This is a genomic window from Pseudomonas sp. NY15435, from assembly GCF_048068295.1.
Classification (GTDB): domain Bacteria; phylum Pseudomonadota; class Gammaproteobacteria; order Pseudomonadales; family Pseudomonadaceae; genus Pseudomonas.
In genome coordinates this window covers 402,374-422,892 of the sequence record NZ_JBLUQA010000003.1, presented here as the reverse complement: position 1 = coordinate 422,892, position 20,519 = coordinate 402,374, and the positions used below count along the sequence as shown (strand labels likewise).

19 protein-coding genes are annotated in these 20,519 nt (G+C 65.6%); 12 read left to right on the top strand and 7 right to left on the bottom strand.

Translation table 11 applies throughout. The annotated features are described in order from the left end of the window. The first annotated feature begins 4 nt into the window (after positions 1-4). Together ACNFH5_RS09170 and ACNFH5_RS09165 are read left to right on the top strand one after the other, a co-directional pair. The gene (locus ACNFH5_RS09170; protein ID WP_253444129.1) at positions 5-697 is read left to right on the top strand and encodes a heavy metal response regulator transcription factor; all 693 of its coding nucleotides are present in this window, start codon (positions 5-7) and stop codon (positions 695-697) included. Positions 698-702: 5 nt separating this feature from the next. Next, positions 703-2,118, top strand: coding sequence for a heavy metal sensor histidine kinase (locus ACNFH5_RS09165; RefSeq protein ID WP_416745653.1), 1,416 nt, complete (start codon positions 703-705; stop codon positions 2,116-2,118). A gap of 270 nt (positions 2,119-2,388) precedes the next feature. On the opposite strand, the gene ACNFH5_RS09160 is transcribed toward ACNFH5_RS09165, so the two are convergent. Next, positions 2,389-2,790 carry a YbaN family protein gene (locus tag ACNFH5_RS09160; RefSeq protein WP_416745290.1) on the bottom strand — a complete coding sequence of 134 codons (402 nt, stop codon included), beginning with the start codon at positions 2,788-2,790 and terminating at the stop codon, positions 2,389-2,391. Between the two features lie 7 nt (positions 2,791-2,797). Beyond that, positions 2,798-3,385, bottom strand: a complete 588-nt coding sequence (locus ACNFH5_RS09155) for a UPF0149 family protein (protein WP_416745289.1) — start codon at positions 3,383-3,385, stop codon at positions 2,798-2,800. A gap of 209 nt (positions 3,386-3,594) precedes the next feature. On the opposite strand from ACNFH5_RS09155, the gene recQ reads away from it, so the two are divergent. The 5 genes from recQ to ACNFH5_RS09130 all read left to right on the top strand — a co-directional run bounded on the left by recQ (position 3,595) and on the right by ACNFH5_RS09130 (position 11,340). Beyond that, complete coding sequence (gene recQ / locus ACNFH5_RS09150; protein ID WP_416745288.1) at positions 3,595-5,739, top strand: DNA helicase RecQ; 2,145 nt, start codon at positions 3,595-3,597, stop codon at positions 5,737-5,739. A 192-nt stretch (positions 5,740-5,931) separates the two neighbouring features. Beyond that, positions 5,932-7,128, top strand: a complete 1,197-nt coding sequence (locus ACNFH5_RS09145; RefSeq protein WP_416745287.1) for a diguanylate cyclase domain-containing protein — start codon at positions 5,932-5,934, stop codon at positions 7,126-7,128. Positions 7,129-7,225: 97 nt separating this feature from the next. Next, positions 7,226-8,242, top strand: coding sequence for a DUF2804 domain-containing protein (locus ACNFH5_RS09140; protein WP_416745286.1), 1,017 nt, complete (start codon positions 7,226-7,228; stop codon positions 8,240-8,242). A 107-nt stretch (positions 8,243-8,349) separates the two neighbouring features. Continuing rightward, complete coding sequence (slyA, locus tag ACNFH5_RS09135; RefSeq protein ID WP_169940203.1) at positions 8,350-8,784, top strand: transcriptional regulator SlyA; 435 nt, start codon at positions 8,350-8,352, stop codon at positions 8,782-8,784. A gap of 387 nt (positions 8,785-9,171) precedes the next feature. Further along, complete coding sequence (locus ACNFH5_RS09130) at positions 9,172-11,340, top strand: FimV/HubP family polar landmark protein (RefSeq protein WP_416745285.1); 2,169 nt, start codon at positions 9,172-9,174, stop codon at positions 11,338-11,340. 204 nt (positions 11,341-11,544) lie between these two features. Here ACNFH5_RS09130 and ACNFH5_RS09125 read toward each other — a convergent pair whose 3' ends face one another. Next, a complete protein-coding gene (locus ACNFH5_RS09125) occupies positions 11,545-13,731 on the bottom strand; it encodes a patatin-like phospholipase family protein (RefSeq protein ID WP_416745284.1) in 2,187 nt (728 codons plus the stop codon). A 70-nt stretch (positions 13,732-13,801) separates the two neighbouring features. Between ACNFH5_RS09125 and ACNFH5_RS09120 the strand changes: the two genes are divergently transcribed. From ACNFH5_RS09120 to ACNFH5_RS09110, 3 genes are all read left to right on the top strand, one after another. After that, entirely contained in the window at positions 13,802-14,086 is a 285-nt protein-coding gene (locus ACNFH5_RS09120; protein ID WP_416745283.1) for a SelT/SelW/SelH family protein, read from the top strand. Positions 14,087-14,209: 123 nt separating this feature from the next. Continuing rightward, positions 14,210-15,202 carry an ADP-glyceromanno-heptose 6-epimerase gene (rfaD, locus tag ACNFH5_RS09115; RefSeq protein ID WP_416745282.1) on the top strand — a complete coding sequence of 331 codons (993 nt, stop codon included), beginning with the start codon at positions 14,210-14,212 and terminating at the stop codon, positions 15,200-15,202. 121 nt (positions 15,203-15,323) lie between these two features. Further along, positions 15,324-15,818: a hypothetical protein gene (locus ACNFH5_RS09110; protein WP_416745281.1), complete on the top strand. Its 495-nt coding sequence runs from the start codon at positions 15,324-15,326 to the stop codon at positions 15,816-15,818. Between the two features lie 232 nt (positions 15,819-16,050). Here ACNFH5_RS09110 and ACNFH5_RS09105 read toward each other — a convergent pair whose 3' ends face one another. From ACNFH5_RS09105 to ACNFH5_RS09095, 3 genes are all read right to left on the bottom strand, one after another. Next, entirely contained in the window at positions 16,051-16,917 is an 867-nt protein-coding gene (locus ACNFH5_RS09105; RefSeq protein WP_416745280.1) for a DMT family transporter, read from the bottom strand. An 87-nt stretch (positions 16,918-17,004) separates the two neighbouring features. Beyond that, positions 17,005-17,346, bottom strand: coding sequence for a tRNA-binding protein (locus ACNFH5_RS09100; protein ID WP_416745279.1), 342 nt, complete (start codon positions 17,344-17,346; stop codon positions 17,005-17,007). Positions 17,347-17,421: 75 nt separating this feature from the next. Next, the gene (locus ACNFH5_RS09095) at positions 17,422-18,186 is read right to left on the bottom strand and encodes an AraC family transcriptional regulator (RefSeq protein ID WP_416745278.1); all 765 of its coding nucleotides are present in this window, start codon (positions 18,184-18,186) and stop codon (positions 17,422-17,424) included. Positions 18,187-18,323: 137 nt separating this feature from the next. On the opposite strand from ACNFH5_RS09095, the gene ACNFH5_RS09090 reads away from it, so the two are divergent. Together ACNFH5_RS09090 and ACNFH5_RS09085 are read left to right on the top strand one after the other, a co-directional pair. Beyond that, on the top strand, positions 18,324-19,133 hold the full coding sequence (locus ACNFH5_RS09090; protein WP_138520370.1) for a UDP-2,3-diacylglucosamine diphosphatase: 810 nt from the start codon (positions 18,324-18,326) through the stop codon (positions 19,131-19,133). Continuing rightward, complete coding sequence (locus ACNFH5_RS09085) at positions 19,130-20,161, top strand: glycosyltransferase family 4 protein (protein ID WP_416745277.1); 1,032 nt, start codon at positions 19,130-19,132, stop codon at positions 20,159-20,161. Before ACNFH5_RS09090 ends, ACNFH5_RS09085 begins: the two co-directional genes overlap by 4 nt. On the opposite strand, the gene ACNFH5_RS09080 is transcribed toward ACNFH5_RS09085, so the two are convergent. Beyond that, positions 20,162-20,410, bottom strand: a complete 249-nt coding sequence (locus ACNFH5_RS09080) for a hypothetical protein (RefSeq protein WP_416745276.1) — start codon at positions 20,408-20,410, stop codon at positions 20,162-20,164. Between the last annotated feature and the right edge of the window lie 109 nt (positions 20,411-20,519).

Genomic DNA, 20,519 nt, shown 5'->3' with positions numbered 1-20,519 from the left:
GGGCATGCGCGTACTGATTGTCGAAGACGAGAGCAAGACCGCCGACTACCTGCAGCGCGGGCTGAGCGAGCAGGGTTTCACCGTGGATGTCGCGAGCAACGGCATCGACGGCCGGCACCTGGCGCTCAACGGCGAATACGACGTCATCGTCCTCGACGTGATGCTGCCCGGCATCGATGGCTACGGTGTGCTGCGCGCCTTGCGCGAACAACGGCAGACGCCGGTGATCATGCTCACCGCCCGCGAGCGTGTGGAAGATCGCGTGCGCGGCTTGCGTGAAGGCGCCGATGACTATCTGATCAAGCCGTTCTCCTTCCTCGAACTGGTGGCGCGCCTGCAGGCTCTGACCCGTCGTGGCGCCCACCTGGAGAGCGCGACGCAGATGCGCATCGCCGACCTTGCCATCGATCTGGTCAGCCGCCGCGTCCAGCGTGGCGGCACGCGCCTGGAGCTGACCGCCAAGGAGTATTCGCTGCTCTGTGTGCTGGCCCAGCGCAGTGGGGAAATCCTCTCCAAGACAGCCATCGCCGAGCTGGTCTGGGACATCAATTTCGACACCGACACCAACGTCGTCGAGGTCGCCATCAAGCGTCTTCGCGCCAAGCTGGACGGGCCTTTCGACACCAAGTTGCTGCATACCATCCGCGGCATGGGCTACGTCCTGGAGAGTCGCGCGGCCCAGGAGCGCGAAGCGTGAGAGGCCTGTCGCTGTCGACCCGCCTGGCTGGCATGTTCGCTGCCGCCGCGCTGGGTATCTTCCTGCTCATCGGCTCGGCCCTGTATTGCGTGCTGGATGGGCAGATCGAGCGGTTGCAGCGATCGGAGCTCGACACCCGCTTCAACATGGTCGCGCGCATGCTCGACAAGCCGGACCTCGCCGAACGCTGGCCGCACATGCAGCTCAAGCTCAACACCCTGAGCCAGGAGTACCAGCTGATCCGCTTCTGGATCGACAGCGACGATTCTCGCTTCCGCTACGGCCAGCCCAACGATGCGGTGCTGCGGATGCTCGGCAGCGGCAACGGTTACGCCGAACTGGAACTGCCCGAGCATGAATCGCCGCTCAGCGCCCGTGTCGGTGTGCTGCCGGCCAGTGGCGGTCGCCCGGCGCTGGTGCTGCTTGCGGCGATCGACAGCGTGGCCTTCCAGCATGCCCGCCACGCCACTTTGATCACCCTCTTCGTGCTGTCCGCGCTGGGCATTGCCCTGGCGACGCTATGCGGGCACTGGATCGCGCGGGTCGGCCTGCGACCGGTGCATGAGCTTTCCGCCGAAGCGCGGCAGATCAGTCCGAAGCAGCTCTCCCAGCGCCTGCGCCTGGAAGGGTTGCCGGCGGAGTTGTCGGCGCTGGCTGGCGCCTTCAACGAAGCGCTGGACCGACTGGAGCAGGCCTACCTGCGCCTGGAGTCGTTCAACGCCGATGTCGCTCATGAGTTGCGTACGCCGCTGGCCAACCTGATCGGCCAGAGCCAGGTGGCGCTGTCCCGCGAGCGCAGCGCGCAGGATTACGAAGAGGTGCTGCAATCCAACCTGGAAGAGCTGGAGCGCCTGCGCGCCATCGTCAACGACATGCTGTTCCTCGCCCGCGTCGACCAGGGCGGGTTGGCCGCCGAGCGGGTGGAAACTTCGCTGGCGACCGAGGTGGCGACCACCCTGGACTTCCTCGAGGTGATCTTCGATGAGCAGGGTGTGCAGGTGAACCTGCGCGGTGACGCGCGGGCTTGTGTCGAGCGGGCACTGTTCCAGCGTGCGGTGACCAACCTGCTGTACAACGCCGCCCAGCACACCGCGCCGGGCGGCCGTATCGAGGTGCGCCTGAGTGGCGAGCGCGGCGCCGCGCTGGTGGAGGTCAGCAATCCCGGCGAGCCGATCACCGCCGAGCAGCGCGCGCGCCTGTTCGAGCGCTTCTACCGCGCCGACATGGCCCGCGCCAACAGCCAGAGCAACCATGGGCTGGGGCTGTCCATCGTCAAGGCGGTGGCGAGCATGCATGGCGGCTCGGTGTTCGTGCGCAGCGAGGGTGGGGTGAATACCTTTGGCTTCACCGTAGATGCAGTGGGGCCGGTGGTCAGGCGGCCGGATGATGATGGGCTGGTCGGGGCGGTAGTGCCAGTCTGAGCGTTTCGGCGTTTCGGCGCTTGGGCGTTTGCCCTCTCCCTAACCCTCTCCCTGAAGGGAGAGGGGACAGTCTTCTGCGCCTTGTAAGCTCGGCGCGATTGCACCCATGCACACCAAATGGCTCCCGCTCCCTTCAGAGAGAGGGGGCAGTCTTCTACGCTTTGAGAAGCTCGGCGCGATTGTACCCATGCCCACCAAACGGCTCCCTCTCCCTTCAGGGAGAGGGCTGGGGAGAGGGCTAGGGAGAGGGTCTTCGAGCCTGCAGAGGACTCAGTCCAGCCGCCGGGTCTTGGTACGGATCAGGTAGATGCTCACCAGCGTCGCACTGGTCAGCATGAACGCCCAGGCCCAGGGCCGCTGCACGATGAAGCCGGAAACCAGGATGCTGCACCACATCAGTCCGATGGCGTAGACCTTGCCCTTGAGCGGAATGCCTTCGCCGTCGAGATAGTCGCGAATCCACGGGCCGAGCTTCGGGTGGTTCACCAGCCAGTCGTAGAAGCGCTGGGAGCTGCGCATGAAGCAGGCGGCGGCGAGCAGGAGGAAGGGCGTGGTAGGCAGGACCGGCAGGAAGATGCCGATCACGCCCAGTGCCACGCTGAGCCAGCCCACGCCGAGCAGGCAGTAGCGAACCCAGGCGTGGCGGCTCTGGCGGATTTCCCGCGAAGGCATCGAACGCTTAGTGAGTGCGCGGCTTCAGGAGCGCCGGTTTCTCTTCCGGCGCCTGGCACAGCAGGAACAGGTTGGTCAGCAGCTCGGGGATCTGCGCGACCATGTCGTCCACCAGCCCGCGGTCGCTGGCGATCTCGTCGAACTCGGGCTGTTCGTCGAACAGGCCGGAACCGACCATGATCGGCAGCAGCAGCTCGCTGACTTCTTCCTCGGCCTGTTCGAACCAGATGGCCTCACGCAGGAACACGCCTTCCATAAAGCCGATGCACCAGCCGCGAATGTCGGAGTCGTCCGGCTCGTCGCCCAGGTAAGGCTCGCAGGGCAGTTCCAGTTCCTCGTCACCGGCCATCTGGCGGATGATGTGCGCCTTGAGCTGGACCAGGGTGGACTCGATCTCGTTGCGCTCTTCCTCGCTGCGGTAGTGCGGCGGCTCGGCGAACAGGGCGTCGATCCACTCGCGCTCCGGCACTTCCTCCGGGCAGATCGCCAGGGCGGTCAGGTAGCCGTGTGCCGCCACGTAGTCCAAGGCTTCCTCGTGCAGGTCATCGGCATCGAGAAAGGCTTGCAGGCGGGACAATTGGTCGGCGAAGGACATCGGGTACTACCTCGGAGGTGATCGGTCCCGAATTGTAGTCTTTCCGCGGGCCCGCGGCAAAAGCCAAATGCCCGTGCAGCCCGCGCCGACGCAGGGCTCCGACGCAGACCTCGGACGCATGTGGCGGATTTTTCCGCAGTTTCCCGGACAAGGTGCCGGCCGCAGTGGGATCGCTTGCGTATAATGCGCGGCTTCATTCGGAGTCCCCCATGCTCGATCAGGCCCTGCGCATCCTCAAAGACGTTTTCGGTTACGACGCCTTCCGCGGCAATCAGGCGCGGATCATCGAGCGCGTGGCCAGCGGCGGCGATGCCCTGGTGCTGATGCCCACCGGCGGTGGCAAGTCGCTGTGCTTCCAGGTCCCGGCGCTGCTGCGCGAAGGCCTGACGGTGGTGGTCTCGCCGCTGATCGCGTTGATGGAAGACCAGGTCGCCACGCTGGACGAACTGGGCGTGCCGGTGGCGGCGCTGAACTCCTCGCTGAGCCCCGAGGCCCAGCGCGACATCGCCGACCGCCTGCAGCGCGGTGAGATCAAACTGCTCTACCTGGCCCCGGAACGCCTGGTGCAGCCGCGCATGCTGGCCTTCCTGCAGCGCCTGGAGATCGGCCTGTTCGCCATCGACGAAGCGCACTGCGTGTCGCAATGGGGCCACGACTTCCGTCCCGAATACCTGCAACTGGGCCAGCTTGCCGAGCTGTTCCCGCATGTGCCGCGCATCGCCCTGACCGCCACGGCGGACATGCGCACCCGCGAGGAGATGATCCAGCGCCTGCACCTGCAGGATGCCGAGCAGTTCCTTTCCAGCTTCGACCGGCCGAACATCTTCTACCGCATCGTGCCCAAGGAGCAGCCGCGCAAGCAGCTGCTGGGCTTCCTCGCCGAACGGCGCGGCGACGCGGGCATCGTCTACTGCATGTCGCGCAAGAAGGTCGAGGAGGTCGCCGAGTTCCTCTCCAACCAGGGCTTCCCGGCGCTGCCTTACCACGCCGGGTTGTCCAATGACCTGCGCGCCTATCACCAGAAGCGCTTCCTCAACGAGGAAGGGCTGATCATGGTCGCCACCATCGCCTTCGGCATGGGCATCGACAAACCCAACGTGCGCTTCGTCGCGCACCTGGACCTGCCCAAGAGCCTGGAGGCGTACTACCAGGAAACCGGCCGCGCCGGCCGTGACAGCCTGCCCGCCGACGCCTGGATGGCCTACGGCCTGCAGGACGTGTTGCTGCTGCGGCAGATGATGCAGAACTCCGAGGGCGACGAGCGCCATAAGCGCGTCGAGCGGCACAAGCTCGAAGCCATGCTGGCGCTGTGCGAGGAAACCCGCTGCCGCCGCCAGGCATTGCTGGCCTACTTCGACGAGGTGATGCCCAACCCCTGCGGCCATTGCGACATCTGTGTCGACGGCGTGGAAACCTGGGACGCCACCGAGCCCGCGCGCCAGGCCCTCTCGGCCATCTACCGCAGCGGCCAGCGCTACGGCGTCGGCCATCTGGTGGACGTGCTGCTGGGCAAGGACACCGAAAAGGTGCGCAGCGTCGGGCACCAGCACCTGGCGGTGTTCGGCATCGGCAAATCCCGTGGTGAAGACGAATGGCGCACGCTGTTCCGCCAACTGGTCGCCCGAGGCTTTGCCGACGTGGACGTCGATGGCTTCAACGGCCTGCGCCTGACCGAGGCCTGCCGCCCGCTGCTGCGTGGCGAAGAGACGCTGGCCCTGCGCCGCGATCCCAAGCCGCAGCGCAGCAAGTCCTCCTCCTCCGGCGGCGCCAGCCCGGCCAGCCAACTGGTGCGCCAGGAAGAACGCGAGATGTGGGAAGCCCTGCGTACCCTGCGGCGCAAGCTGGCCGAAGAACATTCGGTGCCGCCCTACGTCATCTTCCCCGACGCCACTCTGCTGGAAATGCTCCGCAGCCAGCCCACCACGCTGTCCGCCATGGCCCAGGTCAGCGGCGTCGGCGCGCGCAAGCTGGAGCGCTACGGCCAGGCCTTCCTCGATGTGCTCACCGAGTCCGCGGCGGCACCCGAAGCGCCTGCACCGGTCACTGACCTGCGCCACGAACTGGTGACGCTGGCCCGCGCCGGCATGACCCCCGCGCAGATCGCCCGCCAGCTCGATTGCAGCGAGAAGAACGTCTACAGCCTGCTGGCCGAAGCCATCGGCAAGCAGCAACTGACTCTGGAGCAAGCGCTGGACCTGCCCGAGGAGCTGCTTGGCGAAGTCCAGGATGCCTTCCTCGACGAAGACGGCGAGCTGCCGCTGGTGAGCGCCATCGCCGAGCTGTTCGAAGGCCGCGTGCCGCTGGGCGTGCTGCACTGCGTGCGCGCCGCCCTGCAGGCCGAACTGGAAGTCTGACCGCAACACCCGTGTAGGAGCGGACTTTGTCCGCGATCGGTTCACCGTTCGCTCCTGTCGACCAGGGAGCTGGGCCAGTCGATCGCGGACGGAGTCCGCTCCTGCGGCAAGATCTTTTTTCGTCAGGCCATTGCTCCGTCATTTTCGTGACGGGGCAAACTGACAAACTTGTGACGCACGTCCCGAACGGCTATGGTGGCACTTAGACCTCCACGAGAAGAGGTGAGCGTGCCACAACAACAAAGCTGGCTGGACGACGTCCGCTCCAATGCCTATGCCGAACAGCTCTCCCGGGGCTTTCGCCGCCTGCGTTTCGAACCCGACCTCGAGACCCAGTACCGCCATTACCTGCTGGAAGACAGCTTCGATCTCAAGCGCACCGCGCTGACCATCGGCGTGCTGATCTGGCTGGCGCTGGCGGCCATCGATTTCCTCCTCATCCGTGGTCCCGAGCACTGGCAGATGCTTGCCGTGCGTATCGGCGTGCTGGTGCTGCTGAGCGTTTGCGGCGGGCTGATCCTGCAGCGTCGGCATATTCACTTGCTGGTGCCGCTGAGCCTGGCCTGCATCCTCAGCGTCGGCATCGGTGCGGCGGCCGTGGCGGGTATCGCCCATACCGTGGACCAGAGCTATCCCTACGAGGGGCTGCTGCTGGTCAGCATGGCGGCGTATTTCCTGATCGGCCTGCGCTTTACCGAGGCGGTGGGCTGCGCCTCCGTGATCCTGCTGGCCTATGTGGGTTTTGAGCTGTACGCCGGGTTACCGCTGCCCAAGCTGATCAGCAACGTGGTGTTCCTGTTGTTCGGCAACCTGGTCGGCGCCGTGGGCTGCTACCTGCTCGACTACAAGTCCCGCCAGCATTTCCTGATCAGCCGCCTGCTGAAGGTCATGGCCGAGCACGACGCCTTGACCGGCCTGCACAATCGCCGCAGCTTCAATCGCCAGTTGGAGCGCCTGTGGCGCCAGGCCCAGCGCGAAAGCGTGGGGCTGGCGTTGCTGCTCTGCGATGTCGACCACTTCAAGGCCTACAACGACCGCTATGGCCACCAGGCCGGCGACGGCGTGCTGCAGCGAATCGGCGAGGTGCTGACGGCCAGCGCGCGGCGCCCGCTGGACATGGCCGTGCGCCTGGGCGGCGAGGAGTTTGCCGTGTTGCTCTACGGCGCCAGTGAGCGCGAAGCCAAGGAGCGCGCTGAAGTGCTGCGCGAGTCGGTGCAAGCCCTGGGCATCGCCCACGAGGGGTCGCTGACGGCGGATGAGGTGACGCTGTCCATCGGCGTCTCCTGCCTATGGCCGGAGACCGGCCACCCGTTGCGCAGCATCTACGAACACGCTGACCGTGCGCTTTACGAGGCCAAGGCATTCGGGCGCAACCAGGTCGTCGCCTGATGGCCCATTCGGTCCCCCGAGCTGGCGCCGTGCGTGACTGCGGCACGCGCAGGCCCGGTGCTAGCATGCGCCGGACCTTGCCACCGAGCCCGCGCCCATGCAGCAGCTGATCCAGCCCAACGGCCAACCGCACTACGGCATCTTTCCCGGCACCCCGGCGACTATCAATTACCGCGACTTCGACTTCCGCTCACCCATGGGCCGCCGCCTCGGCGCGTTGAGCAAGTGGCGCAGCTTCCATCAGTTCCAATACTTCGGCCTGATCAGCCCGACGTTGATCGGCGGCTGTGCACTGGCAGATGTCAGCCTGCTCACCATCGGTTTCGTCTACCTCTATCACCCCGAAAGCGGGCGGATGATCGAGCGCCAGTTCAAGTGCCCGCTGGGCATGGGCTCGAACTTCTCGCAGACGCCCAACGACGGAGTCTGTGAATTGCGCCAGGGGCGCAACCTGCTGCGCCTGGAGAACAGCACCTCGCCCTTCGAGAAGCGTCTACTGGTCGAGCTGGACGACGGCACGCGTATCGACGCGCGCTTCAGCGAAGAGCAGCCGACGTTCGAGCCCATGAGTATTTGTACGCCGACCGCGGTGAACGGCTGGGTCTACGCGCGCAAGGTGGCCGGCGTGCACTGCCACGGTGAGGTGCGCAGCGCGCTGGGCAATTACGACCTGCGTGCGCTGGATGCCTACGCGCACCACGATTGGTCCGCCGGCTACATGCGCCGCGAGACCTTCTGGAACTGGGCGTGCCTGTCCGGCGAGACGGAAGGGCGGCGCATCGGGCTGAACCTGTCGTGCGGGGTCAACGAGACCAGCTTCACCGAGAACTGCTACTGGCTCGACGGCCAACTGGTGAAGGTTGACACGGTGCGCTTCGAGTTCGACCGCGATCACCCGCTGCAACCCTGGACCATTCGTTCCCACGACGGCCAGGTCGAGCTGCATTTCGAAGCCCACGGCCTGCACCAGGAGCGGCTGAACCTTGGCGTGCTGGCGAGCAACTTCAAGCAGATATTCGGACGCTTCAGCGGCGTGCTGCGACCGGCGGGGCAGGCCGAGGTGCGCATCGAGAACCTGTGGGGATTCGTCGAGGACCAGTACGCGAAATGGTGAAGTAGCGATTTACACCCTGCGACAATCTGTCATTGTACGGTCTTGATTAGCTGGCTAATAATTAGTCAAATCAACTTAGCCGATTCACTCCCGAAATTTGCGGAACAATGTCAGATAACGATAAGCACTACTTCGGTACCCAACTGGCCCAGGCTTCGCGTGCATGGCGGGCCGAACTCGACCGCCGTCTCAGCCATCTTGGTCTGTCCCAGGCGCGCTGGCTGGTGCTGCTGCACCTGGCGCGCCACTCCGCCGCTCCGACTCAGCGCGAGCTGGCCCAATCTGTCGGTGTCGAAGGGCCGACCCTGGCCCGCCTGCTCGACGGCCTCGAAGCGCAGGGCCTGGTTCGCCGCCAGGCTGTCGCCGAGGATCGCCGCGCCAAGCGCATCGCCCTGACCCCCAAGGCAGACGTCCTGATCACCGACATCGAGAATATCGCCGCCGCCGTTCGCAACGAAGTGCTGGCGGGGATCACCGAGGAAGAAATCGCGCTGTGCCAGAAAACGCTCAGTCGGATTCTCGGCAATCTCGAGCGAAACTGAGCAATTCATCACGTTATTCGGGTAAAGTAGCCATTTTTCTGGCGGTCCTTCGCGGGGCCGCTGGCCATTCGCTAGCCACCCCTTAACCATTCGCCGGTTTTTCGACGAATTATCTTGACCAAACCCAGTGCACCACCTAATCCGTGATATCAGACGGCCTGTACCCTGCAAGGTACAGAGGAGTGGTGCGTGACGGTCTGCAGTCCGGCATGGTTCAAGCGTGTGGACAGGTTCAGCCTGCCGCTTTCGAGTGGTCAGGGAATGGCGTGCAGACCCGGACAATGGGATGGGGTTATGGCTCGAATAAATAAAATTCCGCTGACGCTTGCCGCACTTTCGGTTTTTGTCTCCGCTCACGCGAATGCCCTCGGTCTTGGGGATATCACGTTGCATTCAGGGCTGAACCAGCCGCTGGATGCCGAGATTGCCCTGCTCGAGACTGGCGACATGACGTCCGACGAGCTGATCGCCAAGCTTGCGAGTCCCACCGACTACGAGAACGCCGGTGTCGACCGTTTCGTGTTCCTGCAGAACCTGCGTTTCACCCCGGTGATCCGCAACGGGCGTGGCTACATCAAGGTGGTGTCCACGCAGCCGGTCCACGAGCCCTACCTGAATTTCCTGATCGCCGTGGAGCGCCCCAACGGCCGCATGCTGCGCGAGTACACCCTGCTGATCGATCCGCCGGAGTACAACAGCGCCAACCGCAGCGTGGCCGCCAATGTCGGCGCGAGCGACAGGGCGCCGGCGCGGTCTTCCGGCTACCAGCCGGACAGCTACCGTTCCGAGCCCGTGCGCCGCGCACCGGCGCAACCGCCCCTGCCGGCGGGTGATGGTCGCTACACCACGGTGCGCAACGACACCCTGTGGAAGATCACGTCGCACCTGAGTGGCGCCGGTGCCTCGCGCGCGCAATTGATGGACAGCATCGTCGCGCTGAACCCGCAGGCCTTCGTCAATGGCGACCCGCATCGGCTGAAGGTCGGCCAGACGCTGACCCTGCCGCAGGGCCAGCAGTACGTCGGCGCCGGCAACGTCGCATCGGTAGCGCAGCCGGCAGCCACCGCGCCTGCCTCGGTCGCTGAACAGCCCACTGGTGCACCGCAGGCCCCTGTCTCGGCCGCAGCCGGTGCACAACCGCAAGGCAATGCCGCCGCACCGGTGGCGCCTGCCGGTGACAGCAATATCGCCAAGGTCGAAGCCGACCTGCTGGTGGCCAATGCCCAGCGCGACCAGATGAACCAGCGCATGGACGACCTGCAGAAGCAGCTGCAGACGCTCCAGCAGGCGCTACAGAGCCGCGATCAGCAGGTGCAGTCGCTGCAGGCGGAGCTGGATCGCCGCCAGGGCGCCGAGGCCTCGGGCAATGCTGCGGCAGCCAGCGCTCCGGCCACCGATGCCGCGACCGCCAATACTGCGTCAAATGCCGTGCCCGCTGCTCCCGCGGTACCGGCGCAGCAGGACACTCCAGCCCCGCGCGTTGCCCAGCCGGCAACCCCGGCGCAGGATGCGCAAGGCTCCGGTTTCAACTACTGGCCCTGGCTGGGCGCAGGGGCCCTTGGCGCTTTACTGGTCGGCCTGCTGTTCGCCCGTCGCAAGCGCGAGGAAAAGCCGGTCGAGATGCCGCCGCTGAGAGCGGCTGCCCCCGAGCCGGTCAAACCGCTTCCGGCAGTCAAACCCTTGGCTGCTGCGGTGGTGGCTCCGGTCCCGGTGCCGCATCCAGTGGTGGTCGCCACCCCGGAGCCCGGCGTCGCCCGTCTGCCAGCCGCAAGCTCGGACAGCCTGGAAGGCGCGGATATCTACATTGCCTACGGCCGCTTCACCCAGGCCCGAGACATGCTGCGCAAGGCCGTCAATGCCGAGCCGAATCGCCGTGAGCTGCGCATGAAGTTGCTGCTGGTGCTCGCCGAACTGGGCGACGTGGCCGGTTTCCACGACGAAGAGCACGCCCTGGTGGCCGTTGGCGGCGATCAGAAACAGATCGATCAGCTCAAGTCGCGCTATCCGGCGATGCTGATCCGCCCGGAAGACAGCTTGCAGCCGCCTACCGGCGAGACGCTCACCGACTGGGACGACCTGGAGCTGGGCGAGCCGGTTGTCTCCCCCCTGGAGCAGCCCAGGGCTGCGCAGGACCAGCCGGACTTCGCCATGAACCTCAGTGACCTGTCGCTGGATCTGGACTGGGACAAGCTTGACAACCCCTTCGATTCGCCCAAGCAGGGCAAGCCGGCTCCCAAGGCTGCTCAGGAAGTGCCGTCGGACTTCCGCAGCAACCTGCATGAGTTGCCGGAAATCACCGAACTGGACCTGGGTGAGCATGGCGAGATGTTCGGCCATGGCAGCAAGGTCCAGGGCGCGGACGAGGACCTGATCTTCGACCTGCCGGATGATGTCGGCCATGAGCACGACGAGCTGCTTGCCAGCCTCGACCGTGCCCGTCGCTGCATCGACCAGGGCAATCTGGAAGAAGCCTACGGCATCCTCAAGCAGGTGATCGCCAGCGGTGACTCCAAGGCCAAGGCCGAAGCGCGCGAGCTGTTGGCGCTGATTGCCTGATCTGCTGTCTGAATGAAAGAGCCCGGCACATGCCGGGCTTTTTCATGGGCGAGAGGCCGATATTGCTCACCTCCCGAGGATGGGGCTGCGAGGGCTATTGTAGGAGCGAGCTTGCTCGCGAACCGCCTAGTGCCGGAGCTGTCGGAGGGATCGTTCGCGAGCAAGCTCGCTCCTACAGGTTTCCTGCACCTTCTGCGTGAGGCCTTAGAAATTGCGGCCCAGGTTGATATACACCGCGTGCTCGCTCGCATCGTTCAGGCCGTAGCTGAAGGACAGCGGCCCCAGCGGCGTCTCGAAGCCCATCAGGATGCTGCCGGCGTTGACGTAGCCGGTGTCGTAGCTGTTGTCGTTGTTCCACACCCGTCCGCGCTCCAGGCTGCCGCCCAGGTAGAAGGGGAAGTTCAGCGGCAGGAAGGAGCGCTCGGTCATGCGCCGGTAGTAGATGACCCGGCCGAGGCTGTAGTTCTGCCCGGCCAGTGCGTCCTGGCGATAGCCGGAGAGCTGCCGCGCGCCGCCGAGCAGGAAGCTCGATACCACCACCTCGGCATCGTCGATGGTGCGTCCGTAGCCGCCGCCCAGCACCCAGGTATTCGGGCCGCTGCTCAGCGCCTTGTCCAGGCGAAAATCCCATTGCCGGTAGCGGTCGTCGTCGCCCAGGGATGGCGTGTGTTCGCGGAACGAGGTCTGGATGTTCTCGCCTTCGCGGGGGAAGTCGACGTTGTCCATGGTGTCGAAGGAGTACTGCAGCTGCGCATAGCCTTCGGTGAAGTGGAAGTCCGGCAGGTCCTGTTCCCCGACCCGCACGTCGGCCTTGCCGAAGGCCTGGGCGACGCCGAGGCGAATCTCGCCGTTGTTGGCGATCTGCCGGCCGAGATTCAGCCCGTAGCCGTAGCGCTCCAGGCGGTATTCGGCGATCGGGTCGTCGTTGTCGGTGGCCTCGACGTTCTGCGCCTGGTTGAATACATAGGGTGCGACGAAGTAGCGCGAGCCCACGTCCAGCGGCTGGTAGAACTCGCTGTAGAGCTCCTGCTGGTCGCCGATCTGCACGCGTGACAGCCATTCCGCGCCGAGGCGATTGATGCCGTTCATGCGATAGCTGCCGCCGACGTTGAAGGTACTGTCGCCGCGCAGGTCGTCGGAGAGGCTCAGGCCCAGGCGCAGGTAGTCGGTGCCGCCGCGCTTGCCGTAGGCGTGGATCACCAGCGCGTTGCCCTCCTTGCGGTGCACGACGCGGTACTGCACCTGGTCGAAGTAATCCAGGCCATAGAGGGTGCTCATGTCGCGCTGCAGGCGCTCCAGGTCCAGGTGCTCGCCCAGCGGCTGGCGGATGTAGTGGCGGATGACGTCGTCGCTGACCTTGGAATTGTTCTCCACCTCGATGCTGTTGATTACCGGCTGGCGCTCGCCGGGCTCGCGCGCTTCATTGAGCGCAACGGCCTCGGCGTCGGCCGGCTTGCGCAGGGCGGCCAGGCGGGGGGCGAGGATGCTGGTGGCGCGGTAGCCGGCGTCGATCAGCTGCGGCACGCGGCCGAAGTCGGTGGAGCTGTAGCCGCTGAGCGGCGGCTGCACGAGGATGTCGCTGGACTTCAGGGTGGCCAGCTGTGCCTCGGAGTTCTTGCGGGTCATCAGGGTGACGGACTGGTTGAGCATGTCCACCACCGTGGTCAGCTGCTTGCGGTCCAGCAGCGGGTTGCCGATGTCGACCACGATGACCACGTCGACGCCCATCTGCCGCGCCACGTCCACCGGGATGTTATCGACCATGCCGCCGTCCACCAGCAGCTTGCCGTTGACGTCCACCGGCGCGAATACCGCCGGGATCGACATGCTGGCGCGGATCGCCTGGGGCAGGTGGCCCTTGCTGAACACCACTTTCTCGCCTGTGGATATGTCGGTAGCCACGGCGCGGAACGGGATCGCCAACTGGTCGAAGTTACGGGTGTCGCTGGTGTGCACCAGCAGGCTTTCCAGCAGCATCGACAGGTTCTGCCCCTGGATCGCGCCCAGCGGCAGGCCGAGGGTGCCGTCGTCGCGGAAGCTGAGCTTCTGCTTTACCAGAAAGTCGCGGTCGTCCTGCTTGCGGCGGAAGGGTACGTCGACCCGCGGCGGCGAGTCGGACAGCGCTTCTTTCCAGTCCAGCCCAAGGGCCAGTTGCTCCAGTTCCTTGGGCGTGTAGCCGGCCGCGTACAGGCCGCCAATCACCGCGCCCATGCTGGTGCCGGCGATGGCGTCGACGTGGATGCCCTGTTCGTCCAGCGCCTTCAGTACGCCGATATGTGCCAGGCCGCGCGCCGCTCCGCCGGAGAGAACCAGGCCGATCTTCGGCGGAGGGTTCGCCGCCAGGGCGCCGAGGGGAAGGAACAGGAGAAGGGCGAACAGCAGTCGGCGCATGAAGAGAAGAGTCCGGTAGGGTATTTCAGAGCGGTATTATAGGTTCGCGTCCTACTGCAGAGTCTGATTCATGTCCGAAGCCAAAGCCGAAATCGTCATCACCTATTGCACCCAGTGCCAGTGGCTGCTGCGCGCCGCCTGGCTGGCCCAGGAACTGCTGAGCACCTTCGGCGATGACCTGGGCAAGGTCAGCCTGGTGCCGGGTACCGGCGGGGTCTTCCACATTACCTGCGATGGCGAGCAGCTCTGGGAGCGCAAGGCCGACGGCGGTTTCCCCGAGGCCAAGGTGCTCAAGCAGCGAGTACGCGACCGCATCGATCCGCAGCGCGACCTGGGCCATAACGACCGTTCCTGAATCGGCGCTGTACCGGCCGGCGGAACCATTCGATAGCTGGCTAACTTCCTTGCTTCATGTCAACGGGGTACGCCGGTTCCACTTTTAGTCTGAGAGCACCCATTCTCCACAGGAGGTGCCCTCATGAGCATCATCGTCACAGGCGCCGCCGGCTTCATCGGCAGCAACCTCGTCAAGGCGCTGAACCAGCGCGGCGAGACCGACATCATCGCGGTCGACGATCTGACTGAAGGTGACAAGTTCGCCAACCTCGCCGATTGCGACATCAGCGACTACCTCGACAAGCGCGACTTCATCGAGCGCTACGCCCGCGGTGACTTCGGCGTGGTGCGCGCACTGCTGCACCAGGGCGCCTGCTCCAGCACCATGGAGCGCGACGGGCGCTACATGATGGACAACAACTACCGCTACAGCTGCGAGCTGCTGGACGCCAGCCTGTCGCTGGGCGTGCCATTCCTCTACGCCTCGTCGGCGGCGGTGTACGGCGGTGGCCACGAGTTTCGCGAGATGCGTTCCTGCGAGAAGCCGCTGAACGTCTACGGCTATTCGAAGTTCCTCTTCGACCAGCGCGTGCGCAAGGTGCTGCCTACCGCGCGCACCCAGGTGGCCGGCTTCCGCTACTTCAACGTCTACGGCCCGCGCGAGCAGCACAAGGGGCGCATGGCGTCGGTGGCCTTCCACTGCTTCAACCAATTCCGTGAGACCGGCAAGGTGAAGCTGTTCGGCGAGTACGGCGACTACCCGGCCGGCGGCCACCTGCGCGATTTCGTTTCGGTGGAGGACGTGGCGAAGGTCAACCTGCACTTCCTCGACAACCCCGAACGCAGTGGCATCTTCAACCTCGGCAGCGGCCGTGCCCAACCGTTCAACGACGTGGCCCTGGCGGTCATCAATACCCTGCGCGAACAGCAGGACCTGCAACCGATGACCCTGGATGCGGCGATCCGCGCCGGATTGCTGGAGTACACCGAGTTCCCCGATGAACTGCGCGGCAAGTACCAGTGCTACACCTGCGCCGACATCGCCTTCCTGCGCGAGGCGGGCTACCGCGCGCCGATGATGGGCGTGGAAGAGGGCGTGCAGCGCTATTGCCGGTGGCTCCTGCAACAGGACTGACACCGCGTGTATCGGGCTTTTTACCCAGTCTTTACCCAGTGCTGACACTCGGCGCAGGGGCGGCGCGAGACAATGCTCACCATGAACGGCGGGCGGTGGATCGCCCGTGACCGGAGGTGAAATGAAGCTGTCCCCGCGCATCGCGCACCAATCCATCGCCACGCTGCTGGCCCTGAGCCTGGCGGCTGCAGCGGTGGCCGGACCCCATGGTGGCCCGGGCGGGCCGGGACCTGGCCCGTACCATGGCTGGGGCCCCGGACATGGCTATGGCCTGCCGGATTACGCGCGGGAAGTCTGGATCGGCAGCATGCTCTATTTCGTCGCCGCCGGAACTTACTACCTGTGGAACGCCGACCGCCGCCAGTACGTCGCGGTGGAGACACCGCCAGCCGTACAGGCCGCGCCGACCACCAGCTACGAGGTGATCGCCTATCCCGCCAACGGCCAGTCGCCGGAGCAGCAAAGCCGCGACCGCTATGAGTGCCACACCTGGGCTGTCGGCCAGAGCGGCTTCGACCCGGCCGTCGCCACCCAGGCGCCGCCGCCCGGTCAGTCCGACACCTACCGCCGCGCGCTGGGCGCCTGCCTGAGCGGGCGCGGTTACAGCATCAACTGATTGCCCGGCGTCTTATCCACAGGCGCCAAACCGAACAGGCCGCCTCGCAGGCTGTCGTGCGATGAATCCTTGGCATTCCCTCCCCGGGGCAAGGTTCGAGATACGCACGCTGCGGGGCGGCCTTCTTTTTGTCTCACGCACTGCTTGAGGCTCTTGTAGGAGTGAGCTTGCTCGCGAACCGCTTGGCAGCGGAGCAAGGCTTGTTCGCGAGCAAGCTCGCTCCTACAGGTCGCTAATGCGAGCCGCGTGCGCTGAGGAAGGTCGCGAAGATAATCAGCGCGCCACCTGCCAGCATCCGTGCACTCGGCTCTTCGCCGAACAGCATGGAGGCGAAGGCGATGCCGTAGACAGGCTCCAGGGCGAAGATCACCGCCGCCGTACGGGCCTTGATCAGCCGCAGGCTGGCGACGAACAGGCTGTGGGCGACACCGGTACAGAGCACGCCCAGCGCGACCAGCCAGAGCCAGTCCATGCCGCGGACCGAGGGCAGGTCGAACAGCACCAGTGGCAGCAGGCAGGCGATGATCGTCAGGTTCTGGCACAGCGCTGCCTGGATCGGGTCGATGCCGCGCACGCTCACCCGGTTGGCCAGCGACAGCAGCGCGAACAGCAGTCCGGAGAGGGTGCCCCAGAGCAGGCCGGCGGTGGCTCCGTCGCGCAGGTCCAGGGTCGGCGTGACCATCACCAGGCCGATGCACACCAGCGCCACCACCAGGTACTCGCCTTTGCGGATGCGTTCGCGGAACAGCAGTCCCTCCAGCAGCACGGTAAAGGCCGGGAAGCTGGCGAAGCCGAGGGTGGCGACGGCGACGTTGCCCACCTTCACCGCGAGGAAGAAGGTCAGCCAATGCGTACACAGCAGCACGCCGCCGCCCAGCAGCATGGCGGCCTGCTTCAGCGTGGGTCGCTTCTGTTGGCGCAGGTGTCCGGCGAAAACCGCCGCCAGCGACAGCGAGCCGAACAGTGCGCGGCCGAAGACGATGATCAACGGGCCGGCGAGGATGAGTTTGCCGAAGATGCCTGACAGCCCGAACATCAGGGCGCCGATGTGCAGGCCGATCAGAGCGCCGCGGGGAGTGAGCTGGGTAATGCGATTCATGCCGGACCCCCCGCCGACTGCGCTGGCGGGGCCTTGACTGGAAGTGGAAAGGCGCGCCGGATCAGCCGGCGCGCGGTGAAACGAACGTCAGGCCAGCCGCGCGCCATTGGGCAGCGGTTTGTCGAAGCCTGCCAGCACCACTTTCTCGTCGCTGTCGTAGGCGCCAGTGATCAGCACTTCCGAGCGCACGCCGGCGATGGACTTGGGCTCGAAGTTGCACACGCACAGCACCTGGCGGCCGATCAGTTCGTTGGCTTCATAGTGGGCGGTGATCTGCGCGCTGGAGGTCTTGATGCCCAGCGGGCCGAGGTCGACCTGGAGGATGTAGGCAGGCTTGCGCGCCTTCACGTTGGGTTCGGCCTGGACGATGGTGCCCACGCGCAGTTCGACGCGTTCGAAATCCTTCCATTCGATGGTGTCTGCCGACATTGCTGCTCCCGTTGGGGTTGCTCGGTTCGATGGCCGGCAGTCTAGGCCCTGGGCGCGCGGCTGTCTGTCGCGCGGCTAGCGGGAATTGTCGCGTGCCTGCTGGCGCAGTTGCCGTGGCGTGGTGCCGAACTGGCGGACGAGGGCGGCGGTGAAGGCGCTCTGTGAGGCGTAACCGACCTGTGCGGCGATTTCGCCGACCGATTGATGCGAACCGCGCAGCAGATCGCGGCCCAGTTGCAGGCGGCGCTGGCGTACATAGTCCATGGGTGTCTGCCCGGTTTCGGCGAGGAAGCGGGCATGGAAGCGTGCGGCGGACAGCCCGGCGAGCCGAGCCAGGTCGGCCACCTGCAATGGGTGCGCGGCGTGGCGGTCGATGTAACTGTCGAGGCTGGCCAGTGGCAGCTGCACCGGTTCCTCGATGCGCTGTTGGCCGGCGGCGAGGCTGGCCAGCAGCAGGATCGCGCCCTGGCGGGCCAGCACCGGGTCGTGCAGCGGGCTGCCGGCAAGCCAGTGCACCAACTGCGCCTGGTCATTGCTGAGCAGGCGTTGGCCGGGGGTTTCCAGCAGGCGGCGGCCGGCGTCTGAATGCAGGCCCAGGCCGCCGAGCAGGTCTTCTTCATCCTCCAGATCCACGACCAGGCAGCGGCTGCCGTCGGGGCTGGCGCAGGCGTGGTGTTCTTCGCGCGGGACCACGGCGAACGTCTGCCGGGTCACCAGGCTGCCGCGGCCACCGACTTCGAAATCCAGGCTGCCGGACAGCCCCAGCACCAGCTGCGCATGGCTGTGGCTATGGGCGAGGTGGTCGTGGCTGTAATGGCGCAGGGAAAGAATCCGGCTCATGCAAGGTGGCTTTCAAGCTGGCGGGCAGGTTGCCAGTCTAGCGCGCCGCGGGCTGTAACGGGACTGTCGCCAGTCGGTCATGTGGACTTCACCGCGAGCGCCGACACTCGGAGAAACCCCACTGGAGGTCGCCGACGATGAGCAGCGCACAACGCATGACGCCGACGAAGAAACAACGGGTACGGACCCTGTGGATATCCGACGTCCACCTCGGTACCCGCGACTGCCAGGCCGAGCACCTGGCCGGCTTCCTCAAGCGCTACCACGCCGACCGCATCTACCTGGTGGGGGACATCATTGACGGCTGGAAGCTGCGTGGCGGCATCTACTGGCCGCAGGCGCACACCAACGTGATCCGCCGCCTGCTGACGATGAGCAAGCGCGGCACCGAGGTGATCTACGTCACCGGCAACCACGATGAGTTCCTGCGCCGCTATTCCTCGCTGCTGCTGGGCAACATCCGTCTGGTCGACGAAATCGTCCACACCACCGCAGACGGCCGACAGTTGCTGGTGATCCACGGCGACCAGTTCGACGTCATCACCCGCTACCACCGCTGGCTGGCTTTCCTCGGTGACTCTGCCTACGAATTCACCCTGACCCTGAACCGCTGGCTCAACCACTGGCGCAGCCGCTATGGCTACGGGTACTGGTCGCTGTCGGCGTACCTCAAGCACAAGGTGAAGACAGCGGTGAACTTCATCAGCGACTTCGAGGAAGCCATCGCCCACGAGGTGCACAAGCGCGGCCTCAACGGCGTGGTCTGTGGGCACATTCACCATGCGGAAATCCGCCAGATCGGCGAGGTGGAATACCTCAACTGCGGCGACTGGGTGGAATCCTGCTCGGCGCTGATCGAGCATTGGGACGGCAGCATCCAGCTCTACCGACTGGCCGAGGAGCAGGCCCGCGCCGAAGAGCCAGTGGTGGTCGAGTCGGCGGCATGAGATTGCTGATCGTCACCGATGCCTGGCTGCCGCAGGTCAACGGCGTGGTCACCAGCCTGAAGGCGCTGGTGGCCGAACTGGAAACACTGGGTCACGTGGTCGGCCTGATGACCCCGCAGGATTTTCGTCACCGCCCGTGCCCGAGCTATCCGGAGATCCCGCTGGCGTGGGACTTATGGACGCTGGGTGAGAAGATCACCCACTTCGCTCCCGACTGCGTCCACCTCGCCACCGAAGGTCCGCTGGGCTGGGCCGCGCGGCGCTGGCTGATGCGCCGGGGGCTGAAGTTCACCAGCGCAATCCACACGCGCTTTCCCGAATATGTGAACACCCGCTGGCCCTGGCTCCCGCTGGGCTGGGGCTATGCCTTCCTGCGGCGTTTCCACGCACCGAGCCAAGCCGTGCTGGTGAGCAGCGAGCGCATGCGGGGCGCTTTCGCCGATCACGCTTTCGACCACCTTGTGCTGTGGCGCAAGGGCGTGGATATCCAGTGCTTCCAGCCGGGGGAGGGCGTGCCGAGTGATGATCCCGTATTCCTCTATGTCGGTCGCCTGGCGCGGGAGAAGAACCTCGAGGCCTTTCTCGCCCTGGACCTGCCGGGACACAAGCGCGTGGTGGGCGACGGCCCGCAGCGCGCCGAGTTGGAGGCGTCTTATCCACAGGTGCAATTCCTCGGCTATCGCCATGGCGATGAACTGGCCAATACCTACCGTAGCGCCAGCGTGCTGGTGTTCCCGTCGCTGACCGACACCCTTGGCCTGGTGATGTATGAGGCGCTGGCATGCGGCACGCCAGTGGCGGCGTTCCCGGTGGCGGGACCGCTGGATGTACTGGAACAGGGCGTGACCGGGGTGATGGACGCCGATCTGCGCAGCGCCTGTCTGCAGGCACTGAAGCTGGATCGCCAGGCCTGCGCGCAATGGGCTCGCGGGCAGACCTGGCTGGCATCGGCGCATGAATTCCTGGCGCTTCAGGTGCGCCTGTCGCAGATACCGGTCAGTGAAGAGCCGGGCTACGTGAACGGCTGATCAGAACAGGTGGCGGTCGTGGTCCAGGCTCTGGTCCACCAGCCATTTACCGTGGGCGATGGAAGCGTGCTGGGCTTTCTGCAGGTCCGACATGAAGGCGAATTCAACCGGCAGTGTCTTGCGCTTGGTGGTCTGTCCGTCCGGTGCGGTGATGTGGCATCCGGCGGCCCAGGGAGTGGGGATGCCGGGGTGTTCGACGACATCGGCAGTGATGGTGTACTTGCGGTACTCGCATTGCATCAGGCTCATGGGGCGTCCTCCTGGCGGTTCGCCAAGGGCCCGGAACGGGCGGATGGCGAGCGGAACGGTGCTGGCGTCATGCGCCGGCAAGCCTTCTCAGCCCCCAACATAGACCACC